Below are 20,842 nucleotides of genomic sequence, written 5' to 3' on the forward strand. Positions count from 1 at the left end.
TTCAATATAGGTGTGCGGCGGCAAAAGTCACAACCCGCCATACGGTCGCAGGCGATTGTCAACAGGGTGAGAACAGTACATCCTCAACTCAGCATCTTCCGTGAACGCCGCGCGCGCGTCATATAGTCCAGCAACACGATCAGACGGGACAGGACCAGTGGCCAGCTTCGACAGACGCACGTTCATGAAGTTTTCGGCCACGGCCCTGGTCACCGGAGGCACCGTCACCACAGCCAAGGCAGGAAGCACGTCCATGACCGTTCAAGCCGAAGACCACGCCGTCCGCATGCCCGCCTATGTCGATCATTCGCATCTTATCGTGCGCGACCTGCCGATGGTGTCTGCCTGGTACCAGACGATCATGGGGCTTTCGCCGATCGAAAAGACCGCGAGCGGCGAAACGCTCGGCGTCGGCGGCCGGCCGCTTTTGACTTTGACGACGCAGGGCAATGCGGCAATCGCGCCGCAGAATGCGCCGGGCCTGTTCCACACCGCTTTCCTCGTGCCCGACCGTACCGAGCTTGGCCGCTGGCTTGCCCATATCGCCCAGAACAACGTGCCGCTTCAGGGCGCTTCCGACCATCTGGTCTCGGAAGCCATCTATCTCGGTGATCCGGAAGGCAACGGCATCGAGGTCTATCGCGACCGGCCGCGCGAGGAATGGAACTATCTGCAGGACGGCATGGTGAAGATGGCGACGCTGCCGCTCGACCTGCAGGCGCTCTATGATGAAGCCCCGAAGGACACGTGGAATGGCATGGCCGGCGGCACGGCGATCGGCCATATCCATCTGCAGGTTTCCGATATCCCGCAGGCCAATGCCTTCTTCGGCGATGTGCTCGGGCTTGATCTGATGGCCAGCTATCCCGGCGCCAGCTTCTTTGCCTCGGGCAAATACCACCACCATGTCGGCGCCAATATCTGGAATTCGCGCGGCGCGCCGAAACGGCAGGCCAACATGACCGGTCTGTCGGACTATACCGTGCATTTCAACGATCCGGCCAAGCTGCAGAACGCCGTCGCCAAGCTCGACGAACTGGAGATCCCGGTGACGCGCAATGGCGATACCGTCTCGCTGATCGACCCCTGGGGCATCGGCCTGAAACTGGCCGGCTGACGCCCCGGCGGCACCTCGCCTCAACGTTTTCAACAGGCGCCTGCGACGGATCGTATCAATCCGCCTCTTAAAATTGACTAATATTGTCAAGTATTCTACCCCGCCCGGACATTCGCCATTGCGAATATTTGTCCAGGGGTTAGCATTTTGAAAAATAAGAGAATTCTTGTATACGCACTCGCTACTGCGAGCGTTGCGCCACTTCCCTTGCGCGCCGCCGATTGGCGCCCTTCGGTGGAAATCGACGGCACTTGGCGAAGCGGCGATTCGAGCGCCGGTGGCGGCTTCTTCCTGCCTATCCTGCTTGATTCGGGCAGTGCATTGTTCATCGATACGCAAGGCGCCTTCATCGAGGATGGCGTCCGGCGCGGTTCGATCGGCGCGGGCTACCGCACGCGGGCGAGCGATGAATGGGTCGTCGGCATCTACGGCTATTACGACTACCTGAACAGCGCCTATGACCATTCGTTCAACCAGCTTTCCGTCGGTGTGGAAGCGCTCGGGCCGGTATTCGAAACGCGCGCCAACATCTATCTGCCGCTCGGCAGCGATCACGCGCTCGCCGGCATGGGCCGCGGCGAGATCGATGGTGGCAAGCTGATGTTCCGAGAGGGTATGGAGCGCGCCCGCCGTGGTGGCGATATCGAGGCCGGTTTTCGCGTACCGTTGTCGGCCGCCAGCGACACGGTGCAGCTGAAGGTCTTTGCCGGCAGCTACTTTTATGGCGGCGACAATCTCGACGATAAGCTGGGGGCCAAGCTGCGCGCCGAACTGTCCTTTGCCGACCTGCCCGGCCTTCCCGGTGGATCGACGGTGACGATCGGCGCCTCCGGCACCTATGACAACGAAGACCACTTCAAGGGTGCGGCGATGGCGCGGCTGCGCGTCCCGCTCGGTGCCGCTTCAACCAGCGGCCCGGCCGATCCGTTCGACCAGCTGACACAGCGCGTCGAACGCAACCGCACCATCGAGACCCATCGTGGCGCCACGGGCGACCTTGAAAACGCGGTTATCGCGTTGAACGGCCTGACCGCCGGCACTGCCGTCGGTATCTCCGCCGCCGATGGCGATGCAGCCGCCATCAACGCCATCATCGCTGCGGCCGGCGAAAACGCGCTGATCCTTGCCAATGGCACGATCGGGCTCAACCAGTCGCTGACGCTGAACAATGGCCAGATGCTGCTCGGCGGCGGCGGTGTTCTCAGCCTGCGTGGCGCGTCCAGCGGCGGCGAAGGCTGGTTCCAGAACAAGGGCGCCGCCACGACGCTGACCGGCTACAATCCGGCCCAGGACGTTGTCACCATGGCATCCAACAGCGCGGTCTCGACCCTGTCGATCACCGGCGGACTGGCCGGCATCGGCAGCACCGGTGCTTCCAACCTGATGATCGACCGCGTCGACATTTCCGGCACCAGCCATGACGGCATCCGTCTCAACCGGGTGGATGGTGCAATCATCCAGAATTCGAGCATCCACGATCTCTACATCTGCGAAAGCAGCACGCAATGCGAATTCTCGGTCTTTAAACCGAACCTTGCACCTTATGCTGCCGTCAGCGCACATGCGACCAAGAACCTGACTGTCCGTGATACCCGAATCGACAACGTGACCTACGGCGTGTTCGCCGGTAGCGCGATCGAAAACATCGATTGGGAGCCGACAATCATCAATGCCGCCAGCAATATCAAGCTGGACAACGTGACGATCTCGCGTTCACGTCGCGAAGGCCTGTTGTTCGTCGCGGCAAACGACGTTGATCTCAACAAGGTGACGATCGACAACTCGATGCAGGACCGCGACATGGATCTTGTCGTGCTGCAGGGCACGCGCGATGTCGTGATCACCGACATGGTGCTGAAGGGCGGCATCAACGGCCTGATGCTGGTGACCTCCAGCAGCATGCCGGAGGGCGCCGTCACCACCGATGTCAATGTCGATGGCCTGATGATCGACGGCACGCGCAATGCCGGCATCTTCCTCAACCCGGTTTCCGGCATCACCTTCAACAATGTCTCGATCACCAATGCCGGAACCTATGGTGCTTATGTCTATGGCAGCGACTTCGAGTTCCTTGGCGGGCCTGTCAGCGGTATTGCGTTCAACAATGTGACGGTCGATAAGGCTGGCAAGGCCGGATTCTACTTCTCGGGCCCATCGCTCGACCTGACCGGCAATGTCACCGCCACCAACACCCCGAGCAATTGCAAGGTCGATACCGGGTGGAGCGGCGGATCGCTGACGCAGGCGCCAGGCAAGGTTCTGACGTTCAATGGCGGCGTTCTGGACCAGACGAATTTTGCCGGCCGCTGCCAATAATCAGCCCGGACAGCGACGGCCCGCACCGCCACGAAGTGTGCGGGCCGTTTTCATTTCAGGCACCGGGGGGCTACCCGGTGCCGCCGTTTTCAATCCGCCGCCGCTTAGTGCGTAGCACCAGAGCCGCCGACCGCGACGATCGCATAGGGCATGCCCTCGACCGGAATGGTCGCGGTTTCCTTCAGTGTTTCGCTGTCGATCATCCGTACCAGGCTGTGGCGGGGATCGGTGATGGCGATGCGATCGCCGGCAACAGCCAGCCGTGGACGCGGGTCGCGCCAGTGGCCATCCTTGCTGTAGGGCTCGGTGACGCCGGCGGACCGGACGATCTCGCCGCTGACGACATCCAGCACATGCAGCTGGCCGTCTTCCGTCAGGATATAGGCGTTGCGGAGATTGGCCGGATCGAGGATGAAATCGACGCGGCGGGTGGGAAGCTCGACGAGGCGATAGGGTGCCGCAGCCTCCGGATCGATCAGCACGACCTTGTCCTCACCGTAATTGCCGAGGAAGAACTGCATCGACCGGCCGCCGAGCAGGGTCGAAACCTTGCCTTCCGGCAGATCGCTGCCATAGGCGATCATCTCCAGCTTCGGGCCGTCGAGGCCACCTGGGCGGGCGATGAGAACCCCTTCGGCGCAACCGAAGGCGACCAGACGCGCCGAGGTCGCTTCGCCGTGCAGGCCCGTGCATGTGGCCACATCTCCCAGCTGCTTGCCCGCCCGGTCGACGATGCGCAGGCCGAGCCGTGGGGGAAGCTCGTCCGGCTTCACCTCGGTCGTCATGTTGGGTACGGAAACCAGGACATGCTGGCCCATCGGCACGGCGACGCCGTGATGCGCGGCCGTCGTATCGATGTTTGCGGCATTGCCCTTGCCCTCAAGCAACGCGCTTTCCTGAAACAGATCGACCTTGCCGCCGCGATCGTAGAACACCGCCACATCGTCGCCATGCGTGACCACATGGCCCGGCTTCTTGCCGGAGATGGCGCCGGACAGCAGTTTCGGGTCGGAGATTTCGATATCGCGATGCTCGCCATGATCGGAAAGGGCGATGCCCGACGCGATGACCTGCACCGTGTCCTTGTCGCCCTGCACCGCGAAAACGGACTTGCCGCTTTCGCTCACGGACAGTGCGGCATAGCCACCCAGATCGAAACGGCCGAGCTCGCCGCCGCTTGCCGCATCGAGTGCGCGCACCACCGGCTGGCTGTGATCGGCGACGAACAGCCGCCATGTTTCCTTATGGTCATCGGCAAAGGCCGGAAGGGGAGACAGCGCCGTCAGCGCCAGAACGGCGGCGATGCGCATCGGTTTGCCAAGATGGATCAGCATGAGGTTCTCCTGCAAAATATTTATGTAATAACGTAACACTCACGGTTGTTATAAAGTTACGATCCGGTTGTCCATACGGAAAATGCGACACGGGGCCTTCTGCAGCTGTTTAAGACGCGGCTACGGCATGCTGTCTCAATATCGGGAAACACCGGCGGCAGGCCGGTCGGTCGCGTGCTGCGGATGCCACATTGACGTTCGATCCGGCGGTGCATGGGCCATTCAACATGGCAGGGGGGCGGCAAGGACATGCTTCAAGCCTCGGGATACCGTCCCTTGGCCTGCACTGATTTGCCCCCAATAAGGGCCAGGGCCGCGCGGTTACATTCGTGTCAACTACTATTGCTCATCCACAACATCTGGTGTATCCAAAGAATAACAAGATTAAAACTGTGTTACAAATTGATTACGAAGACAAAATTTCATCTTTTTGTCACAAATTTGATGGTTTTCTTGCCTGAAATTTAGGCACAAAGCGCAATATTTTTGTTTGTTTTCGCTCATTACGCAACGAAGAATTCAAGAAACAAAAATCAACTCTCGGTAGAGAGTCTTACTAGTAGATATAGTGTGAGGCTTAAAAAGATGACCAATATTGCAATCATAATACCTTTCTATCAGGCAGAAGACGGAATTTTGCGCAGGGCGCTCGAATCAGTCGACATGCAGCAGCTGCCTGCCGGCGTTACGCTGAAGGTTGTCGTCGTCGATGATGCTTCACCGCACCCTGCAAGCAAGGAACTGGATGGCTTTGCGTTCAAGGGCGCCCATTCGCTGAACATCATCACGCAGGTCAATTCCGGCCCTGCCGGAGCGCGAAACACGGGCCTCGACAGCCTTGCCGGCGAAGAGATCGATTTCATTTCCTTCCTCGATTCCGACGACATCTGGACCCCTCTTCATATCCAGAGGGCGCTGTCTGCTCTTCGCAACAGCGATTTCTTCTTCTGCAATCACGTCAGAAGCAAACACTACGGCGACTATTTCCGCTGCCTGCCCGAAACATGGCAGGCCCTCAGCCAAAATCGGGGGGCTGGACAGTCGCAGATGGTCAAGGTTTTCGCTGCCGGCGAACTGACGCGGACAATGATTCGCGAGTGCCCGCCACAGACATCGACGGTCGTCTACAATTTCCGCAAAAACCCGAACCTTCGGTTCAATACCTCGCTGAGAAGTGCGGGCGAGGATCACATCTTCTGGATCGAGTTGTCGATTGACAACGCAACCGCAGTGGACCTGCGGGTCAATGTGAGCTGCGGCGAAGGCCTCAATCTCTATTGGTCGAACGTTTCCTGGGAAAGCCCGAAATCGGTCAGCATCCAGGGCTGTCTTGCCATCCAGTACAACTACATGCGCAACAATGCCCGCATCTATTCCATGGATGTCGAAACCATCGCCTTCAGGCAGAGGCTGTATGAGGGTGCCTATGTCTATGCGCTCCTGCGTGGGGCGGCGAAACGGTTTCTTCCGGACCCAAAGGTCTTTACCAAGCTGGTATCACATTACCCGGCCTTTCTCCTGCGCAGCCCCGCCAACCTTGCCTTCTTCGTCATGAACAGGAAGGTGATGACGGACGTGACGTCGGTAAAAAACGTCCCTAACGCGGATCTGGCCGCGTAGGGGGGGGGCTTCATTTTTTATAGGCGTCGCGCCTTGCCTTCCAACCACTTGGCCTTGGACTGCGCGGCAGGCTTTTGAAAATTCAAAAACATTTCGAGCTCAACATGATATCGTCAGCAGCAAGAAACGGTAAATATTCCCTCCTGCATATCGTCAATCTTCAGTACAGACCGACTGGAGGTTTCACCAAGCGTTTCCTGGACGTGTTTATTTCTCTTTCGATGATACTGGTATTCCTGCCAATCATTCTGATGATCGCAGCGCTGGTGAAGCTATCAACCACCGGGTCGATCATCTGCGGCCATGGCGAGATCGGATATGACGGCGTCTCCCTCGTTCGCCTGAAATTCCGAACATCCTCCCCCATGGGCGGAGAGGATTTCGCCCAATATCTGACAACGACGTCGGATACGGTCTGGACCCGCAAAGCTCAGCCGGACGTCTCGCTTCCACCGCTCGGTGCCGTCCTTCAACATCTGGGTCTGGACGGGCTGCCGCAGCTCTTCAACGTGCTGCGTGGCGATATGAGCATCGTCGGCCCCTCCCCCCTGAGCATGAGGGATATCGAGCGATACGGCTCCAATACCTCACATTACATCAAGTCGCGCCCGGGCCTGATCGGTTACCGGATGAGCAGCGGCGTGGACGGCCATTACTTCCGGCGTCTGCAACTCGACAAGGATTATTCCGAAAACTGGACGGTGGTGACGGATTGCCGGGAAATCTGGCGATTTCTCACCGCCGCGCGGCATTGACGGCGGCTCCACAACGAGCAGCCCCGCATCGGCCTGGCGCGCCGTCCGCTTGCGGCATCACGGGCCGGCGCCCGCCCATTCGCACCGGAAGGCCAGGACGGGCTTTGAAAACCCTTTCAGCCGGCGGCGCTTTGCCTGGGTGAAGAGGTCAGCGGCGCCGTACTCCCGGAAGATATTCTCAGACACCAGGATCTGATCGCTGGAAGCGGCATCGCTGATCCTGAGTCTCAATATCCTTGCTATGCGCCTCGGCAACGTCTGCAGCCGTGGTTTCTGGAAGGTCATGCCGGTCGATAAAGATAGGCATCTGCACGCTCCCGCCCCGAGCTCTGCAATTCCTGCAGTATGGCAGACCCCAGCGACTGCGGGGCCGGACTGCCATTTGCCACAAAAAGCGATCGCAACTATGCGCTACCACAAGCAGCCATACTGCGGTTCTTACTTCTAGGGGGATTAATTGGCGGACATTGCGACTAAAAAGGCGACCCATGCCACAGGCAAGGAAACCAGAAGCGGGTACCAAATCTTGCTCACCAGTTCGAGCCCGTGTTCTACGAACTCGATTCTTGTTTGCGATTTCGCTCGTATGCGGGCAACACAAATGACAAGCATTACGCTCGTGGCTATCGCGGGCGGGGTGATATTCATGCTGACGAACCAAATGTTCGGCAACACCATTGCTAGTATGGTGCAATGAATACAAATGGCAGTCCCGAAGGCAATTAGAATGCTGAGCGCGGCGTAAAAGACCAGTGACGCTACTTTTAAGGTATCAATCCGCTGGTCGGCAATATCATCCTGCATTGTGAATCCGTATACACATATCCGGCGGCTGATATAGACCGTGTTCCGTGATAAACAGCAAGCGTTTCGTGTTGTGTCCTGAACAATTGGATGCAAGGCCCATAACGGACATTGTCAAAAAAGCGCCGACCGTAATATTTTAGCGATTACACATTTAGATTGGTATTAGAGGAGGACATCGCTGCCCTCCCCTTCATTACGATACCTATGCAATACCCGAACTCAGGCCGCGTAACGCGTGCGCTGCTGCATCGTCTGCGAACGGCTGGTTTCTTCCAGCTTGAAGCGGGCAAGCAGGGTCTGCAGCTGGCGGCTTTCCTCAGCCAGCGTTTCGCTGGCAGCCGTGGTCTCCTCGACCATGGCGGCGTTCTTCTGGGTCATCTGGTCCATATGGTTGACCGAGGTGTTGATTTCGGCCAGCGCCATCGACTGTTCGCGGGCGGCCGTGGCGATGCTCTCGACATGATCGTTGACGCGCAACACCAGCCGCTCGATCTCCACCAGCGCATCGCCGGTTGCCCGCACCAGCGAGACACCGCCTTCGACCTCGGCGGCCGAGGCGCTGATCAGCGTCTTGATCTCCTTGGCGGCATTGGCCGAGCGCTGCGCCAGTTCGCGGACTTCCTGGGCGACGACGGCGAAACCACGTCCGGCATCGCCTGCCCGCGCCGCCTCGACACCGGCATTCAGCGCCAGCAGATTGGTCTGGAAGGCGATCTCGTCGATGACGCCGATGATCTGGCTGATCCGGCTGGACGAACCCTCGATCCGGCTCATGGCGGTGACAGCATTGCGGACGATCTCGCCGGACTTTCCAGCACTTTCCTTGGTTTCGCGCACCATGTCGCGGGCCTCAACGGCGCGGGACGACGAGGTGCGCACGGTCGCCGTGATCTCGTCGAGGGCTGCGGCGGTTTCCTCAAGCGCTGCCGCCTGCTGTTCGGTGCGCTTCGACAGGTCATTGGCGGCCGAGCTGAGTTCGGCCGAGCTGTCCTTGATGGTGCCGGCGGCACCGCGCACATTGTTCATGGTCGAGCGCAGCGTCACCATCGTCGCATTGACGTTCTGCTGCAGTTCGGCGAATGCGCCCTGGAAATGACCTTCCATGCTTTCCGAAAGGTCGGCATCGGCAAGCGCTGCGATGACGCGGCGCACTTCGGTGACGGCAAGGTCGATGCTGCCGACCAGTTCGTTGACGCTGCCGGCAAAACGGTTGAGGTCGTCGTTCTGGTAGTCCTTGCCGATCCGGCCGGTGAAATCACCGGCGACCGCAGCGGCAACGACGGCGCTGATGCTCGACTGCAAATCGCTGCTCAGCGCGTGAAGGGCTGCTTCCTGCGCCTTCATGTCGCGCATCGCCAATGCGTTGCGGCGGAAGACCTCGACGGCGCGGGCCATTTCGCCGATCTCGTCCTTGCGGGCGGCGTCGGTGCCGGTGCTGTCGAGATTGCCTTCGGCAAGACGGCTCATCGCGGCGGTCAGATCACGGACCGGCGTGGAGATGCCGCGGCGCGCGACCAGCAGGCTGACGACGGCGCCGATGACGATACAGCCGGCAGCGGCAAGGACGGCAATGGCGAGTGCGACCGAGGACGACTGCAGGGCATCGGCGCGGGCTGTCGCAAGCGCCTCGCCGGAATAGGTGCTGTAGACCTTGACGGTGCTGGTGACGATCTTTTGCGCATCCAGCGCCTTGTCGAGACCGGCCTTGATGGCGGCCGCATCCTGCGGGCTGGCCTCGGCGATGGCGACCATGGCGCGGATTTCACCAAAATAGGTTTCCAGCGTCGTCCGGATGGCCTGCAGCTGCTTCAGCTCGGTTTCGTCGGCGGCGGCCTCGATCTTCGGCAGGCGTTCCAGCATTTCCTTGGAGCGCTTCTCGGTCTCGGCGCGGAAATCGGCCGCCTTTTCCGGCTGCGCGGCCAGCTGGTAGGTCATGCGGCTGATGGCGATGATATCGACGCGCAGGTCCATGGCCTCGCGGGCGACTTCTTCCCTGGCGCCGACCGAGACGATGGCCGTTTCCAAGGCCAAAATGCCGCGCGCGCCTACGGATGCAATGACCAGGCATGACAGCCCCATGACGAAAACGACAAGGCTGATCTTCTGGAGAATGGAGAGATTGCGAAAATTCATGGCGGAACTCCGGCTGGGCAACTGACCGCGTGCTGAACGAAAAACGGGAAAGCGAGGCATGATGCCTCTGATAAAGCGCTGCAGGAGATGGGACATCGCGCCACGGCGCAATGACATCACGCCGAAGCGCAATCTGAGGTAATTGCGCTAACACTAAGTTAAGATTGCACTAACACTAAAGGTCAAGCTGGCAATCAAGACGCCGAGGCGGCTGATCCAATACAAAAAAACGTATCGTTTTGGCTCTTCACCACCTCAAGTTGCCGACTGCGCCAGCGATCAGATGACTTTCAGCTTGAACCTTGCCCACCCGGTCTCTATCTCGGACATAGACCCCTCGCATTCCCCGGAGATTTCCTTGTCCATCTTCAAGAACCTGCCGCCCGCGCCCGTCGCTCCGAAAAAACCTGTCACCGATACCCGCCACGGCATCACGAAGACCGACGACTATGCCTGGCTGCGCGCCGGCAACTGGCAGGCGATGTTCAAGGATCCGACGATCCTCGATCCGGAAATCCGCAAGCACCTGGATGCCGAGAACGCCTATATGAAGGCGGCGATGGTCGATACCGAAGCCTTGCAGAAGACGCTGTTTGCCGAAATGAAGGGCCGGATCAAGGAAGACGACTCATCCGTTCCGGTCAAGGACGGCCCGTTCGCCTACGGCACCTTCTACGTGACGGGGGGCGAGCAGCCGTCGTTCTTCCGCACGCCGCGCGATGGGGGGACACGCTCCGTGCTTCTCGACGGCGACAAGGAAGCTGAAGGCAAGGCCTATTTCCGGCTGGGCGGCGTCGATCATTCGACCGATCACAGCCGGGGTCTGTGGAGCTATGACGACAAGGGCTCGGAATATTACACCCTGCGCGTCCGCGATCTGGCGACCGGCGAGGACCTTGCCGATGTCATCGAGAGCACCGGCGGCGGCGGCGCCTGGGCGCCGGATGGCAAGAGCTTCTTCTACACCGTGCTCGACGACAACCATCGTCCGTCAAAAATCTTCCATCACATCGTCGGTACGCCGCAGCCAGACGACCGGCTGGTCTATGAGGAAGAGGATCCGGGCTTCTTCATGGGCGTCGGCGGCTCGATGCTCGACGACTTCATCTACATCGACATCCACGACCACGAGACCAGCGAATACTGGCTGTTGCCGACCTCCGATCTCACCGGCAAACCGCAGCTGGTGGCTGCCCGCGAAACCGGGCTGGAATATTCGCTGTCGGAAGGCGGCGACGTGTTCTACATCCTGACCAATGCCGACGGCGCCAAGGATTTCAAGATCATGCAGGCGCCGGTTGACAAACCGTCACGCGAAAACTGGACCGACGTCGTGCCGCACACCGCCGGCCGGCTGATCATCTCGCATGGCGCCTATGCCCGCCATCTCGTCTGGCTGGAGCGTGAGGCCGGGCTGCCGCAGATCAAGATCCGCGATCGCCGCACCCGCGAGGAACATTCGATCGCCTTTGCCGAAGAGGCCTTCTCGCTCGGGCTTTCGGGTGCTGCCGAATATGATACCGACGTCATCCGCTTTTCCTATTCGTCGATGACGACGCCGAGCCAGCTCTACGACTACAACATGGTGACGCGCGAGCGCACGCTGTTGAAGACGCAGGAGGTGCCCTCGGGCCACAATCCCGATGACTATGTCACCCGTCGCGTCATGGCACCGGGCTGGGACGGCGCCGAGGTGCCGGTCACCCTGCTCTACCGCAAGGATACCCCGCTCGACGGCTCGGCTCCCTGCCTGCTCTATGGCTACGGCGCGTATGGCATCGCCATTCCGGCCTCGTTCAACACCAATTGCCTGTCCTTGGTTGACCGAGGTTTCGTCTATGCCATCGCCCATATCCGCGGCGGCAAGGACAAGGGTTTCCAATGGTACGAAGACGGCAAGATGGAGAAGAAGACCAACACCTTCAAGGACTTCATCGCGGCGGCCGACTATCTGAATCAACAGAAGTTCACGTCCTACGCCAACATCATCGCCGAGGGCGGATCGGCCGGCGGCATGCTGATGGGGGCGATCGCCAACATGGCGCCGGAAAAATTCAAGGGCGTCATCGCCGCCGTACCCTTCGTCGACGTGCTCAACACCATGCTCGACGACACGCTGCCGCTGACGCCGCCGGAATGGCCGGAATGGGGCAATCCGATCGACTCCAAGGAAGCCTATGAGCGCATGGCAGCCTACTCCCCGTACGACAACGTCTCGGAAAAGCCCTATCCGGCGATCCTGGCGCTCGGCGGCCTGACCGACCCGCGCGTCACCTATTGGGAACCCGCCAAATGGGTCGCCAAGCTGCGCGAAAAGACCACCGGCTCGGAGCCGATCCTGATGAAGACCAACATGGACGCCGGCCACGGCGGCGCCTCGGGCCGCTTCCAGCGCCTGGAGGAAATCGCCTTCGAATATGCGTTCGCGATCAAGGTGGCGGGGAAGATCTCCTAGTTCGCATCAAGGACTGATAGTCCCTGCTTCCCGACAGAATATTCGTGATGCGGATGGTCTCGTTTTAAACGACGTAAAGAATAACGATGCGACGTTCGAAGACAGCCATCCGCAGCCCCGTCCAGATGTCGGGACGCTCCACATGGGCAAGGGGCGCGATACCGATCTCTTCGCATCTTCTTTGAATGCGCCGCACGTATTTGAGCGCGGTGCCGCTGCTTCCGCTTTTTTCAAGACATAGGAAAAGATCGTGCGCAAATCCGCCTGGGCGGCCTTTCTGAAAACCACCTTGTGCGGCTTCATCAACGGCGATTTTCTTCAGCCAGTCTCTCCAGCCAATCGTCCATCTCCTCCATGCTGACATCAGCAGAGCCATCGCCCAGCGACCCGGCGACCCTTGATCGGATTGTTGTCAGCTGGAGCTCATCGTCGCTTTCACGTTGAAGCAACAATTCCACAGCCTCCTGCAGCACATCACTGGGGGAAGCATAAGCGCCAGCCTTCACGCGGTTTTCTATGGCGTCCACCATCTTGGACGGCAGCGATATTTTCAAAATCTCGTTCATGGCCGGTCTCCAACCTCGACAGGTAAAGTAAAGCGAGCGGGGCATGTTGGCAATTCGCCAGAAACAATTTCCGGAGCCAGCTGCGGCAGCCGGTGCGCAAAATTACAAGCTCCGCACATGCCTCGAACGCTAATTCTCCCTGCAACCTTGCAGGGAGAATCGGCATGAAGATCGGCGACAGCATCAGCAACTATTATCGCCCGCAAAACGGCAACCAGGCAGCGGGTGCGGCCTCCTCCGGCCTCGCACTCAATATCGACGGTGGTGGCAGCAGCGAGCGCACGCAGGCGCTGACCGTCTCGATCAGCGGCTCGCCCCCCTCCTCCTCGCTGTCTTCGGCGCTCTGGCTATCGATGGCCGACAAGCTGGAAGGCAATACCGGTTCGATGACCGAGGCCCCGAAGGACAATCCGGCCGACGAACTCATGACGTGGTCGAAGATGTCGGTTGCCGAAAAGATCCGGGCGCAGATCCTCGCCGACAAGGACCTGACCGAGGCGGATCTCGCAGCCATGGACGCCGATGCCCGCGCGGCCATCGAGGCGGACATCAAGTAAGCCATCAAGCGCCAGCTGGACATCCCGCAGGATGGCGGCACGGCTGAGGCGGAGGCGGCTTCGAACGCCACGATCTGATCCGCGACCATCGGCACCCCGGTTTGGATGCCCGTTTGCTTGGCAACGCCACTTCTCGCCCGTAACCGGCAGGCCACCAAATCGACGCGCATTATCCCCTCCGCTCCAGCCGCTCGAAGCTGCCGGCGCTGGAACAGCCGACAGCGCGCAATCCGAACCCTGCTGAAACTGGCTGGGCTTGCGGCGGAGATGGAAAACGCCGGCGGCTCATTTCTCAGGCGTGCTGCACCGGCTGAAAAAGCATTTTCACCAGACTCCGGAACACGAGAATCTGTTCAGGCAGGCTTTGCGGCTCCTTCAATGCCTTCGACAGCACGATGCCCCCTTCAATCACCGTCGAAACCATGTCGGCAAGCTGGTCCACATCGAATGGTTCGCGCGGCGCATGCACCGCCATGATCTGCTCGAACATGCCGCGGAACCGCCGCCGCCACGTCAATGCGGCCTGACGGTTGATTTCCTGGATCTCGCGATCGAAAAGCCGCTCGTAGTAGCAGATGGTCGCCACCAGACAGCCGGGGTGGCCGTTCGGCAGGTCGGAGAGAAGTTCGGACAAGAGCTTCAGACCGAGCAGGAAGGATTGCAGCGGATCGTCCATCAGCTCGCGCGCACGGCTGAAAATCTCGTCGTAGATCCGCTCGTCGTTTTCGATGTAACGCGTTAGCAGGGCCTTGGCGAGTTCGTTCTTGTCGCGGAAATGGTAGAAGAAACCGCTCTTGGTGATGCCGGTCTCGGCGATCAGTTCCTCGATCGATGTGCCGCCAAACCCCTTCTGCAGCACGGCTGCCTCCGCCACATCGAGAATGCGGGTCCTCGTCTCCTCGCCCTTGCGCATGTCCCGCTCCTGTACCGCCGGTACGGTTTTGGCCGGTGGCGATGGGAAAGATCGTCCGGCCAGCCACCGGTTTTCCTGCAACCTCATTGATATTGTTGGAATTTCCAAAATCACCCGCGAGTATACCGCAAGACCTCTATTTTAGCAGGAGATAAAACGTCACATATTCCTTGATCCGGCAGCACCTTCCGGCACTGCCCGAAAACCAAGAAAGGGTGGAGACCATGAGCAAGTACAGACGCGACCTGCCGCAGCTGAAGGGCGGCACCTACCTGACGGACGGCGGCATGGAAACGACACTGATTTTCCACGAGGGTGCAGACCTGCCGCATTTCGCCTCCTTCGTGCTTCTGGCGGATCCGGCCGGGCGGCAGCAATTGAAGGACTATTATGTCCGCTATCTCGACATCGCCGCGAGAGCCGGCGCTGGCTTTGTTCTGGACACCGCGACCTGGCGCACCAATCCGGACTGGGGCGACAAGCTCGGCTATAGCGCTGCGGCGCTGAAGGCGGCGAACGAAGATGCGGTCGAACTGCTGAGCGAGCTTCGCGCTGAATTCGAGCGTCCCGGCGCGCCGATCGTCATCAGCGGCATGATCGGCCCGCGCGGCGACGGCTACAAGGCCGGCAACATGGACGCCGATGAAGCGGAAGCCTATCACGCGGCACAGATCGAAACCTTTGCCGGCACCGATGCCGACATGGTGAGCGCCTTGACGCTGACCAGTATCGACGAAGCCGTCGGCATCGCCCGCGCTGCCAAACGGATGAACATGCCGTGTGTGATTTCCTTCACCGTGGAGACCGACGGCAATCTCGTCACCGGCCGGACGCTTCAGGAAGCGATCGAGGCGGTGGACGCTGCAACCGCAGCCTACCCGCACTACTACATGATCAACTGCGCCCATCCGAGCCATTTCGACACCGTCGTCGCGGGCGACGGCGCATGGCTGAAACGGATCGGCGGCATCCGCGCCAACGCCTCGACGATGAGCCACCAGCAACTCGACGAGAGCGAAACGCTGGATGACGGCGATCCCTTCGATCTCGGCCAACGCTACCGGCAACTGACACGCCGGATGCCGCAGCTGAAGGTGCTGGGCGGCTGCTGCGGCACCGATCACCGCCATGTCGCGGCCATCTGCGCAGCCTGCGTGCCGATCGACGTCATAGGCGGCTGATCGCGATCGTTCACGTCAGGACAATGATGGTGGCACGCAGGAGCGGCGGCAAACGAAGGCTTGCAATCGAGCATGTCAAGCACGATATCCGGATCAGCTGCGGCTCGCGAACGGGCAATCATGCACTGCCGCTCAAGCTGCGGCATTCGCTGGAGATCGGGATATCATGGACCACACCAAACCGGCACCGCAGACCGACGCCGCCCCGATCCCCTTCGACAACAGCTATGCCCGGCTGCCGGCGCATTTTCATGCGGCGGCCGTTCCGACCGCGGTTTCGGAGCCGTGGCTGATCAAGTTCAATCGGCCGCTGGCGCTTGAGCTGGACCTTGATGCCGATGCGCTGGAACGTGACGGGGCGGCGATCTTTTCCGGCAACACCATTCCTGCCGGTGCCGAGCCGCTCGGCATGGCCTATGCCGGGCACCAGTTCGGCCAATTCGTGCCATTGCTGGGTGACGGCCGGGCGATCCTTTTGGGGGAAGTCATCGATAGCCATGGCAAGCGCCGCGATATCCAGCTGAAGGGTGCCGGCAAGACGCCCTATTCGCGGCGCGGCGACGGGCGCGCTGCCCTTGGCCCGGTGCTGCGCGAATATATCGTCAGCGAGGCGATGTTTGCGCTTGGCATTCCGACGACACGGGCCTTGGCCGCCGTCGTCACCGGCGATCCGGTCTACCGCGAACGGGTCCTTCCCGGCGGCGTCATCACCCGCGTGGCGGCCAGCCATATTCGCGTCGGCACGTTCCAATTCCTCTCAGCGCGCGGCGATACCGAGGGGCTGAAGGTTCTGGCCGATCATGTCATCGACCGGCATTACCCCGAGATCAAGGGCAGCGAGCGTCCCTATCTGGCGCTGCTTCACGCCGTGATCGAGCGGCAGGCAGCGCTGATTGCCCGCTGGCTTTCCGTCGGCTTCATCCATGGGGTAATGAACACCGACAATTGTTCGGTCTCCGGCGAAACCATCGATTTCGGCCCTTGCGCCTTTCTCGATGCCTATGATCCGGCCAAAGTGTTTTCCTCGATCGACCGGGGTGGGCGCTATGCCTATTCCAGCCAGCCGGCGATCGGCCAGTGGAACATGGCGCGGCTGGCCGAAACGCTTTTGCCGCTACTCGACCCGGAACCTTCGGAAGCCGTCAATCTCGCCAATGATGCGGTTGCCGACTATGGAGCACGGTTCCAGACCCACTGGCTTGCGGGCATGAAGGCGAAGATCGGTCTGCATGCGCAAGAAGACGGCGATCTCGACCTCGTCCAGGGGCTGCTCGGCGCCATGCACCGCAACGAAGCCGATTTCACGCTGACATTCCGCAAGCTCTGCGATGCCGCTGACAGCAGCGCCAATGACGGGCCGCTGCGCGACCTCTTCGCCAACACCGCCGATATCGACGCCTGGCTTCTCGCCTGGCGCGAGAGGACAGGACGCGAACCTCTCTCGGATGTGCAGACGGCAACGGCAATGCGCGGCGTCAACCCCGCCTTCATCCCGCGCAACCACCGCATCGAGCAGGCGATCCGCGCGGCGGAAGACGACGGCGATCTATCGTTGTTCGAAGCGCTGAACGACGTTCTGGCAAGGCCGTATGAGGACCAGCCGAAATTCGCAGCCTATTCCGCGCCGCCAGCGCCTTCGGAGGAAGTGTTGAAGACGTTTTGCGGAACGTGAGGAAAAGCCTCGTGCGAGGCGCTCAGATTGTTCACAGACACTGAAATCGATTGTCTGGCGAGAGTGACACCCCACTCTGCGTCATCCTCGCCCTTGTGGCGGGGATCCAGCGACCCGACGTCTGTCGGGTCAAAAAAACATGTCAGCCCAAAGACTTGGGCTGGCTGGATCTCTGTGACATCCCTCGGGTCGAGCCCGAGGACAGAGGTGACGGAGGATTTGGCAATCGCATAATTTCCCAAGTGACCTGCTGAATGGTAAGAAAATGAGTTCGTCACCCGTCCGAAAACCTCGTACAAGGGTCTTCCGGTCACTCCCAGCCGGTTCCGCCGATGGCGGCGCATCCATAAGGCGGCAGGCGGTTTTCGAAATTGGTTTTGAGCTGGGCGCAACCCCATTGGCGCAAGGGTTCCGGCATCCGGCTGTTGAGTTCGATGCCGACCTCGTCGAGCGGATCGTTGGTATTGGTGACATAGAGCAGCCAGCGCCCACCGATCACGCCAACGACAGCCACGACCGCAACCAGTAGAACCATCAGCAATTTCTTCATCTCGAACCTCGTTGTGGTGAACGTTGCCGTTGACCTATCCTATTTCTCAGCGCGACCGAAATCCTTTCGCGCGGCTTTGCCCGGCTGTGCGTCAAACGCCTGCCTGCCATGCTGAATTTTGATGGCTGGGCCGAAATGTGGCCATTGAAAGGCGGCGGCCTTGCGGTATGTTCGGTGATGTTGCGCGGCGGTTGAACGTCTGCGCGCGTCAAATACCAAGGTTCACCGCGCACAGACCCATCCCGCGCGATGGCCACCCCCAAGACCGGAGTGCCTTTCCCTGAGGCGTTGGATCCAAATGCCCACCGCAACCGGCATTCGTCGCGCGGCGCAGCTTTCCATAACGGGAGATTTTCATGTTGATTCTGTTGACGGCCATCGTCTTTTCACTGATCGGGCTGGGGCTCGGCGGCGGCGGACTTTGGCTCATCGTGCTCGGCGGCAGCTGGTATTATGCCATTGCAGGCCTCGGCTTCCTCATCACCGGCTTCCTGTTGTTTGCGCGGCGCGGCGCGGCGCTGACCGTCTACGCGCTTCTGATCATCGGCACGCTCGCCTGGGCGATATGGGAAGTCGGCTTCGACTGGTGGCAGCTCGGGCCGCGTGGCGGCATCATCATCCTGCTCGGCCTCTGGCTGCTTTTGCCCGCCATCCGCCGCGGCCTTGGCTTTGCAAGCCCGACCGGCCAGGTCTACAAGGCCAGCGCCCTGCCGCTGGGACTGGCCGTTCTCGCTTCGATCGCCGTTGCCGGCTATTCGATGACGCAGGACCCGCTCGATCTGGCCGGCGAACTGCCGGTTGGGACCGCGACTGCGGCCGTCGATCTTGGCGGCAATGTGCCCGATGGCGAATGGCACCAGTATGGCCGCACGCCATACGGCCAACGCTATTCGCCGCTGTCGCAGATCACGCCTGAAAATGCCGGCACACTGGAAGTCGCCTGGCAATATCAGACGGGCGACGTGAAACGGCCGGACGATGTCGGCGAAACCACCTATCAGGTGACGCCGCTGAAAATCCACGACACGCTCTACATGTGCACGCCGCACAATCTCGCCATCGCCCTCGATGCGGCGACCGGCAAGGAGAAATGGAAGTTCGACGCGAATTCCGGCATGAACCCGGACCGGCAGCACCAGACCTGCCGCGGCGTGACGTATTATGCCGATCCGGCTGCCGTTGCCGGCAGCGCCTGCGCCGAACGGGTCTATCTGCCAACCGCCGATGCACGGCTGATCGCGCTCGATGCCACCAATGGCAAGGTCTGCGAGAGCTTTGCCGACAAGGGCACGCTGCATCTGGAAACCGGCATGAAATACAATCCGGCCGGCTATTACTACTCGACCTCGCCGCCGGTGATCACTGCGGGCAAGATCATTGTCGGCGGCGCCGTCAACGACAATTACTCGACGCAGGAACAGTCCGGCGTCATCCGCGCCTTCGACGTCAACACCGGGGCGCTGATCTGGAACTGGGACAGCGGCAATCCGGACGTGACGACGCCGCTGCCGGAGGGCCAGACCTACACGACCAACTCGCCCAACAGCTGGTCGGTGTTCAGCTATGACGACAAGCTCAACCTCGTCTATATCCCGCTCGGCAACCAGGTGCCCGACCAGCTCGGCATGAACAGAAGCGAGCATGTGGAGAAATACTCCTCGTCGATCGTGGCGCTCGACATCACCACAGGCGCGGTCCGCTGGGTGCGCCAGACCGTGCATCACGACCTCTGGGACATGGACGTTCCAGCCCAGCCGGTGCTGCTCGACATTACCGGCAAGGACGGCCAGCCGGTTCCGGCCTTGGTCGGGCCGACCAAGCAGGGCGATATCTATGTGCTTGACCGGCGCACCGGCGAGCCGATCATCCCGGTCAAGGAAATCCCGGCACCGACCGGCGCCATCGCCGAGGATTTCACCGCCCCGACCCAGCCGATCTCCGATCTCACCTTCTCGCCGCCGCAGCTGACGGACAAGAACATGTGGGGCGTGACGATGTTCGACCAGCTCGCCTGCCGGATCGACTTCAAGCGGCTGAAATACGAAGGCCGCTACACACCGCCATCGCTGGAAGGCAGCCTGATCTATCCCGGCAATTTCGGCACCTTCAACTGGGGCTCGGTCGCGGTCGATCCGGAGCGGCAGGTGATGTTCGGCATGCCGACCTATCTGGCCTTCACCTCCAGACTGGTACCGCGCGACCAGATCCCGCCTAAGGGACAGGACGAGAAGGGTTCCGAACAGGGCCTCAACCGCAATGACGGCGCGCCCTACGGCGTCTTCATGGGGCCGTTCCTCGGCCCGCTCGGCATTCCCTGCCAGGCGCCGCCATGGGGCTATGTCGCCGGCGCGGACTTGAAGACCGGCAAGATCGCCTACAAGCACCGGAACGGCACCGTGCGCGACATGACGCCGCTGCCTTTGCCCTTCAAGGTCGGCGTCCCCGGCATCGGCGGCCCGATGATCACCAAGGGCGGCGTCGCCTTCCTCGGCGCGGCGGTCGATAACTATATCCGCGCCTATGAGCTCACCACCGGCAAGGTTCTGTGGGAAGGCCGTCTTCCGGCCGGTGGCCAGTCGACACCGATGAGCTATGCCACCGACGACGGCACCCAGTTCGTGCTGATCGTCGCCGGCGGCCACGGCTCGGTCGGCACCAAGCCGGGCGACTATGTGATCGCCTACAAGCTGGCGAAGTAGGCCTGCTTTCAAACGACAGAAAAGCCCGGCGCGAGCAATCGTGCCGGGCTTTTTCGTGCGCGGCGCCGACCTTCCCCCTTCAACCGGCATCACAGGTTCTTACCGCCTGCAGGTTGCATCCGCCGGTATCATCGGGAACATAAGCGCTCGACGCGAATCGGAGGCTC

The 20,842-nt window shown here is 60.8% G+C and carries 16 protein-coding genes and 1 pseudogene; 9 read left to right on the forward strand and 8 right to left on the reverse strand.

The annotated features are described in order from the left end of the window. Positions 1 to 253 precede the first annotated feature (253 nt). A complete protein-coding gene (locus tag ACP7BS_RS04985; RefSeq protein WP_426237443.1) occupies positions 254 to 1,117 on the forward strand; it encodes a VOC family protein in 864 nt (287 codons plus the stop codon). 147 nt (positions 1,118 to 1,264) lie between these two features. Next, positions 1,265 to 3,433: a right-handed parallel beta-helix repeat-containing protein gene (locus ACP7BS_RS04990; RefSeq protein ID WP_426236630.1), complete on the forward strand. Its 2,169-nt coding sequence runs from the start codon at positions 1,265 to 1,267 to the stop codon at positions 3,431 to 3,433. Between the two features lie 104 nt (positions 3,434 to 3,537). Here the strand turns inward: ACP7BS_RS04990 and aztD are convergent, their stop codons facing one another. Next, positions 3,538 to 4,767: a zinc metallochaperone AztD gene (aztD, locus tag ACP7BS_RS04995; RefSeq protein ID WP_426236632.1), complete on the reverse strand. Its 1,230-nt coding sequence runs from the start codon at positions 4,765 to 4,767 to the stop codon at positions 3,538 to 3,540. 585 nt (positions 4,768 to 5,352) lie between these two features. Here aztD and ACP7BS_RS05000 point away from each other — a divergent pair. Both ACP7BS_RS05000 and ACP7BS_RS05005 read left to right on the forward strand, forming a co-directional pair. Continuing rightward, positions 5,353 to 6,387: a glycosyltransferase family A protein gene (locus ACP7BS_RS05000; RefSeq protein WP_426228640.1), complete on the forward strand. Its 1,035-nt coding sequence runs from the start codon at positions 5,353 to 5,355 to the stop codon at positions 6,385 to 6,387. A 104-nt stretch (positions 6,388 to 6,491) separates the two neighbouring features. Next, positions 6,492 to 7,142 (forward strand): sugar transferase, encoded by a 651-nt coding sequence (locus ACP7BS_RS05005; protein ID WP_426236634.1) that lies wholly within the window; start codon positions 6,492 to 6,494, stop codon positions 7,140 to 7,142. A 57-nt stretch (positions 7,143 to 7,199) separates the two neighbouring features. Here ACP7BS_RS05005 and ACP7BS_RS05010 read toward each other — a convergent pair. The 3 genes and pseudogenes from ACP7BS_RS05010 to ACP7BS_RS05020 all read right to left on the reverse strand — a co-directional run. Beyond that, positions 7,200 to 7,358, reverse strand: a pseudogene (locus ACP7BS_RS05010) (nickel-binding protein); the annotation flags it as partial. A 237-nt stretch (positions 7,359 to 7,595) separates the two neighbouring features. After that, positions 7,596 to 7,946: a hypothetical protein gene (locus tag ACP7BS_RS05015; protein ID WP_426236635.1), complete on the reverse strand. Its 351-nt coding sequence runs from the start codon at positions 7,944 to 7,946 to the stop codon at positions 7,596 to 7,598. A gap of 222 nt (positions 7,947 to 8,168) precedes the next feature. Then, positions 8,169 to 10,082 (reverse strand): methyl-accepting chemotaxis protein, encoded by a 1,914-nt coding sequence (locus tag ACP7BS_RS05020; RefSeq protein WP_426236637.1) that lies wholly within the window; start codon positions 10,080 to 10,082, stop codon positions 8,169 to 8,171. A gap of 358 nt (positions 10,083 to 10,440) precedes the next feature. Here ACP7BS_RS05020 and ACP7BS_RS05025 point away from each other — a divergent pair, with 358 nt between their 5' ends. Further along, positions 10,441 to 12,537 carry a S9 family peptidase gene (locus ACP7BS_RS05025; protein WP_426236639.1) on the forward strand — a complete coding sequence of 699 codons (2,097 nt, stop codon included), beginning with the start codon at positions 10,441 to 10,443 and terminating at the stop codon, positions 12,535 to 12,537. 64 nt (positions 12,538 to 12,601) lie between these two features. Here the strand turns inward: ACP7BS_RS05025 and ACP7BS_RS05030 are convergent, their stop codons facing one another. Together ACP7BS_RS05030 and ACP7BS_RS05035 are read right to left on the reverse strand one after the other, a co-directional pair. Continuing rightward, entirely contained in the window at positions 12,602 to 12,913 is a 312-nt protein-coding gene (locus tag ACP7BS_RS05030) for a hypothetical protein (RefSeq protein ID WP_426236641.1), read from the reverse strand. Further along, on the reverse strand, positions 12,840 to 13,103 hold the full coding sequence (locus ACP7BS_RS05035; RefSeq protein ID WP_426236643.1) for a ribbon-helix-helix domain-containing protein: 264 nt from the start codon (positions 13,101 to 13,103) through the stop codon (positions 12,840 to 12,842). The genes ACP7BS_RS05030 and ACP7BS_RS05035 overlap by 74 nt, the downstream gene beginning before the upstream one ends. A 164-nt stretch (positions 13,104 to 13,267) precedes the next feature. Between ACP7BS_RS05035 and ACP7BS_RS05040 the strand changes: the two genes are divergently transcribed. After that, positions 13,268 to 13,660, forward strand: coding sequence for a hypothetical protein (locus tag ACP7BS_RS05040; RefSeq protein WP_426236645.1), 393 nt, complete (start codon positions 13,268 to 13,270; stop codon positions 13,658 to 13,660). 292 nt (positions 13,661 to 13,952) lie between these two features. Here ACP7BS_RS05040 and ACP7BS_RS05045 read toward each other — a convergent pair whose 3' ends face one another. Beyond that, positions 13,953 to 14,573 carry a TetR/AcrR family transcriptional regulator gene (locus tag ACP7BS_RS05045; RefSeq protein ID WP_426228655.1) on the reverse strand — a complete coding sequence of 207 codons (621 nt, stop codon included), beginning with the start codon at positions 14,571 to 14,573 and terminating at the stop codon, positions 13,953 to 13,955. Between the two features lie 224 nt (positions 14,574 to 14,797). Between ACP7BS_RS05045 and ACP7BS_RS05050 the strand changes: the two genes are divergently transcribed. Together ACP7BS_RS05050 and ACP7BS_RS05055 are read left to right on the forward strand one after the other, a co-directional pair. Further along, positions 14,798 to 15,754, forward strand: a complete 957-nt coding sequence (locus ACP7BS_RS05050; protein ID WP_426236647.1) for a homocysteine S-methyltransferase family protein — start codon at positions 14,798 to 14,800, stop codon at positions 15,752 to 15,754. 166 nt (positions 15,755 to 15,920) lie between these two features. Further along, positions 15,921 to 17,426: a protein adenylyltransferase SelO gene (locus ACP7BS_RS05055; protein WP_426236649.1), complete on the forward strand. Its 1,506-nt coding sequence runs from the start codon at positions 15,921 to 15,923 to the stop codon at positions 17,424 to 17,426. A 310-nt stretch (positions 17,427 to 17,736) separates the two neighbouring features. Here the strand turns inward: ACP7BS_RS05055 and ACP7BS_RS05060 are convergent, their stop codons facing one another. Beyond that, positions 17,737 to 17,976 (reverse strand): hypothetical protein, encoded by a 240-nt coding sequence (locus tag ACP7BS_RS05060; RefSeq protein ID WP_426228661.1) that lies wholly within the window; start codon positions 17,974 to 17,976, stop codon positions 17,737 to 17,739. A 356-nt stretch (positions 17,977 to 18,332) separates the two neighbouring features. On the opposite strand from ACP7BS_RS05060, the gene ACP7BS_RS05065 reads away from it, so the two are divergent. Beyond that, positions 18,333 to 20,675: a glucose/quinate/shikimate family membrane-bound PQQ-dependent dehydrogenase gene (locus ACP7BS_RS05065; RefSeq protein ID WP_426236651.1), complete on the forward strand. Its 2,343-nt coding sequence runs from the start codon at positions 18,333 to 18,335 to the stop codon at positions 20,673 to 20,675. The last annotated feature ends 167 nt before the right edge of the window (positions 20,676 to 20,842 follow it).

Origin of the sequence: Pararhizobium sp. DWP1-1-3 (assembly GCF_049896125.1) — a bacterium.
Classification (GTDB): domain Bacteria; phylum Pseudomonadota; class Alphaproteobacteria; order Rhizobiales; family Rhizobiaceae; genus Pararhizobium.

Excerpts from the sequence above, each read along its gene's own strand:
- ACP7BS_RS05045 (WP_426228655.1), bottom strand. The coding sequence starts at position 14,573 with ATGCGCAAGGGCGAGGAGACGAGGACCCGCATTCTCGATGTGGCGGAG.
- aztD (WP_426236632.1), bottom strand. The coding sequence starts at position 4,767 with ATGCTGATCCATCTTGGCAAACCGATGCGCATCGCCGCCGTTCTGGCG.
- ACP7BS_RS05050 (WP_426236647.1), top strand. The coding sequence starts at position 14,798 with ATGAGCAAGTACAGACGCGACCTGCCGCAGCTGAAGGGCGGCACCTAC.
- ACP7BS_RS05000 (WP_426228640.1), top strand. The coding sequence starts at position 5,353 with ATGACCAATATTGCAATCATAATACCTTTCTATCAGGCAGAAGACGGA.
- ACP7BS_RS05040 (WP_426236645.1), top strand. The coding sequence starts at position 13,268 with ATGAAGATCGGCGACAGCATCAGCAACTATTATCGCCCGCAAAACGGC.
- ACP7BS_RS05020 (WP_426236637.1), bottom strand. The coding sequence starts at position 10,082 with ATGAATTTTCGCAATCTCTCCATTCTCCAGAAGATCAGCCTTGTCGTT.
- ACP7BS_RS05065 (WP_426236651.1), top strand. The coding sequence starts at position 18,333 with ATGTTGATTCTGTTGACGGCCATCGTCTTTTCACTGATCGGGCTGGGG.
- ACP7BS_RS04985 (WP_426237443.1), top strand. The coding sequence starts at position 254 with ATGACCGTTCAAGCCGAAGACCACGCCGTCCGCATGCCCGCCTATGTC.
- ACP7BS_RS05055 (WP_426236649.1), top strand. The coding sequence starts at position 15,921 with ATGGACCACACCAAACCGGCACCGCAGACCGACGCCGCCCCGATCCCC.
- ACP7BS_RS05015 (WP_426236635.1), bottom strand. The coding sequence starts at position 7,946 with ATGCAGGATGATATTGCCGACCAGCGGATTGATACCTTAAAAGTAGCG.
- ACP7BS_RS05005 (WP_426236634.1), top strand. The coding sequence starts at position 6,492 with ATGATATCGTCAGCAGCAAGAAACGGTAAATATTCCCTCCTGCATATC.
- ACP7BS_RS05035 (WP_426236643.1), bottom strand. The coding sequence starts at position 13,103 with ATGAACGAGATTTTGAAAATATCGCTGCCGTCCAAGATGGTGGACGCC.
- ACP7BS_RS05060 (WP_426228661.1), bottom strand. The coding sequence starts at position 17,976 with ATGAAGAAATTGCTGATGGTTCTACTGGTTGCGGTCGTGGCTGTCGTT.
- ACP7BS_RS05030 (WP_426236641.1), bottom strand. The coding sequence starts at position 12,913 with ATGGCTCTGCTGATGTCAGCATGGAGGAGATGGACGATTGGCTGGAGA.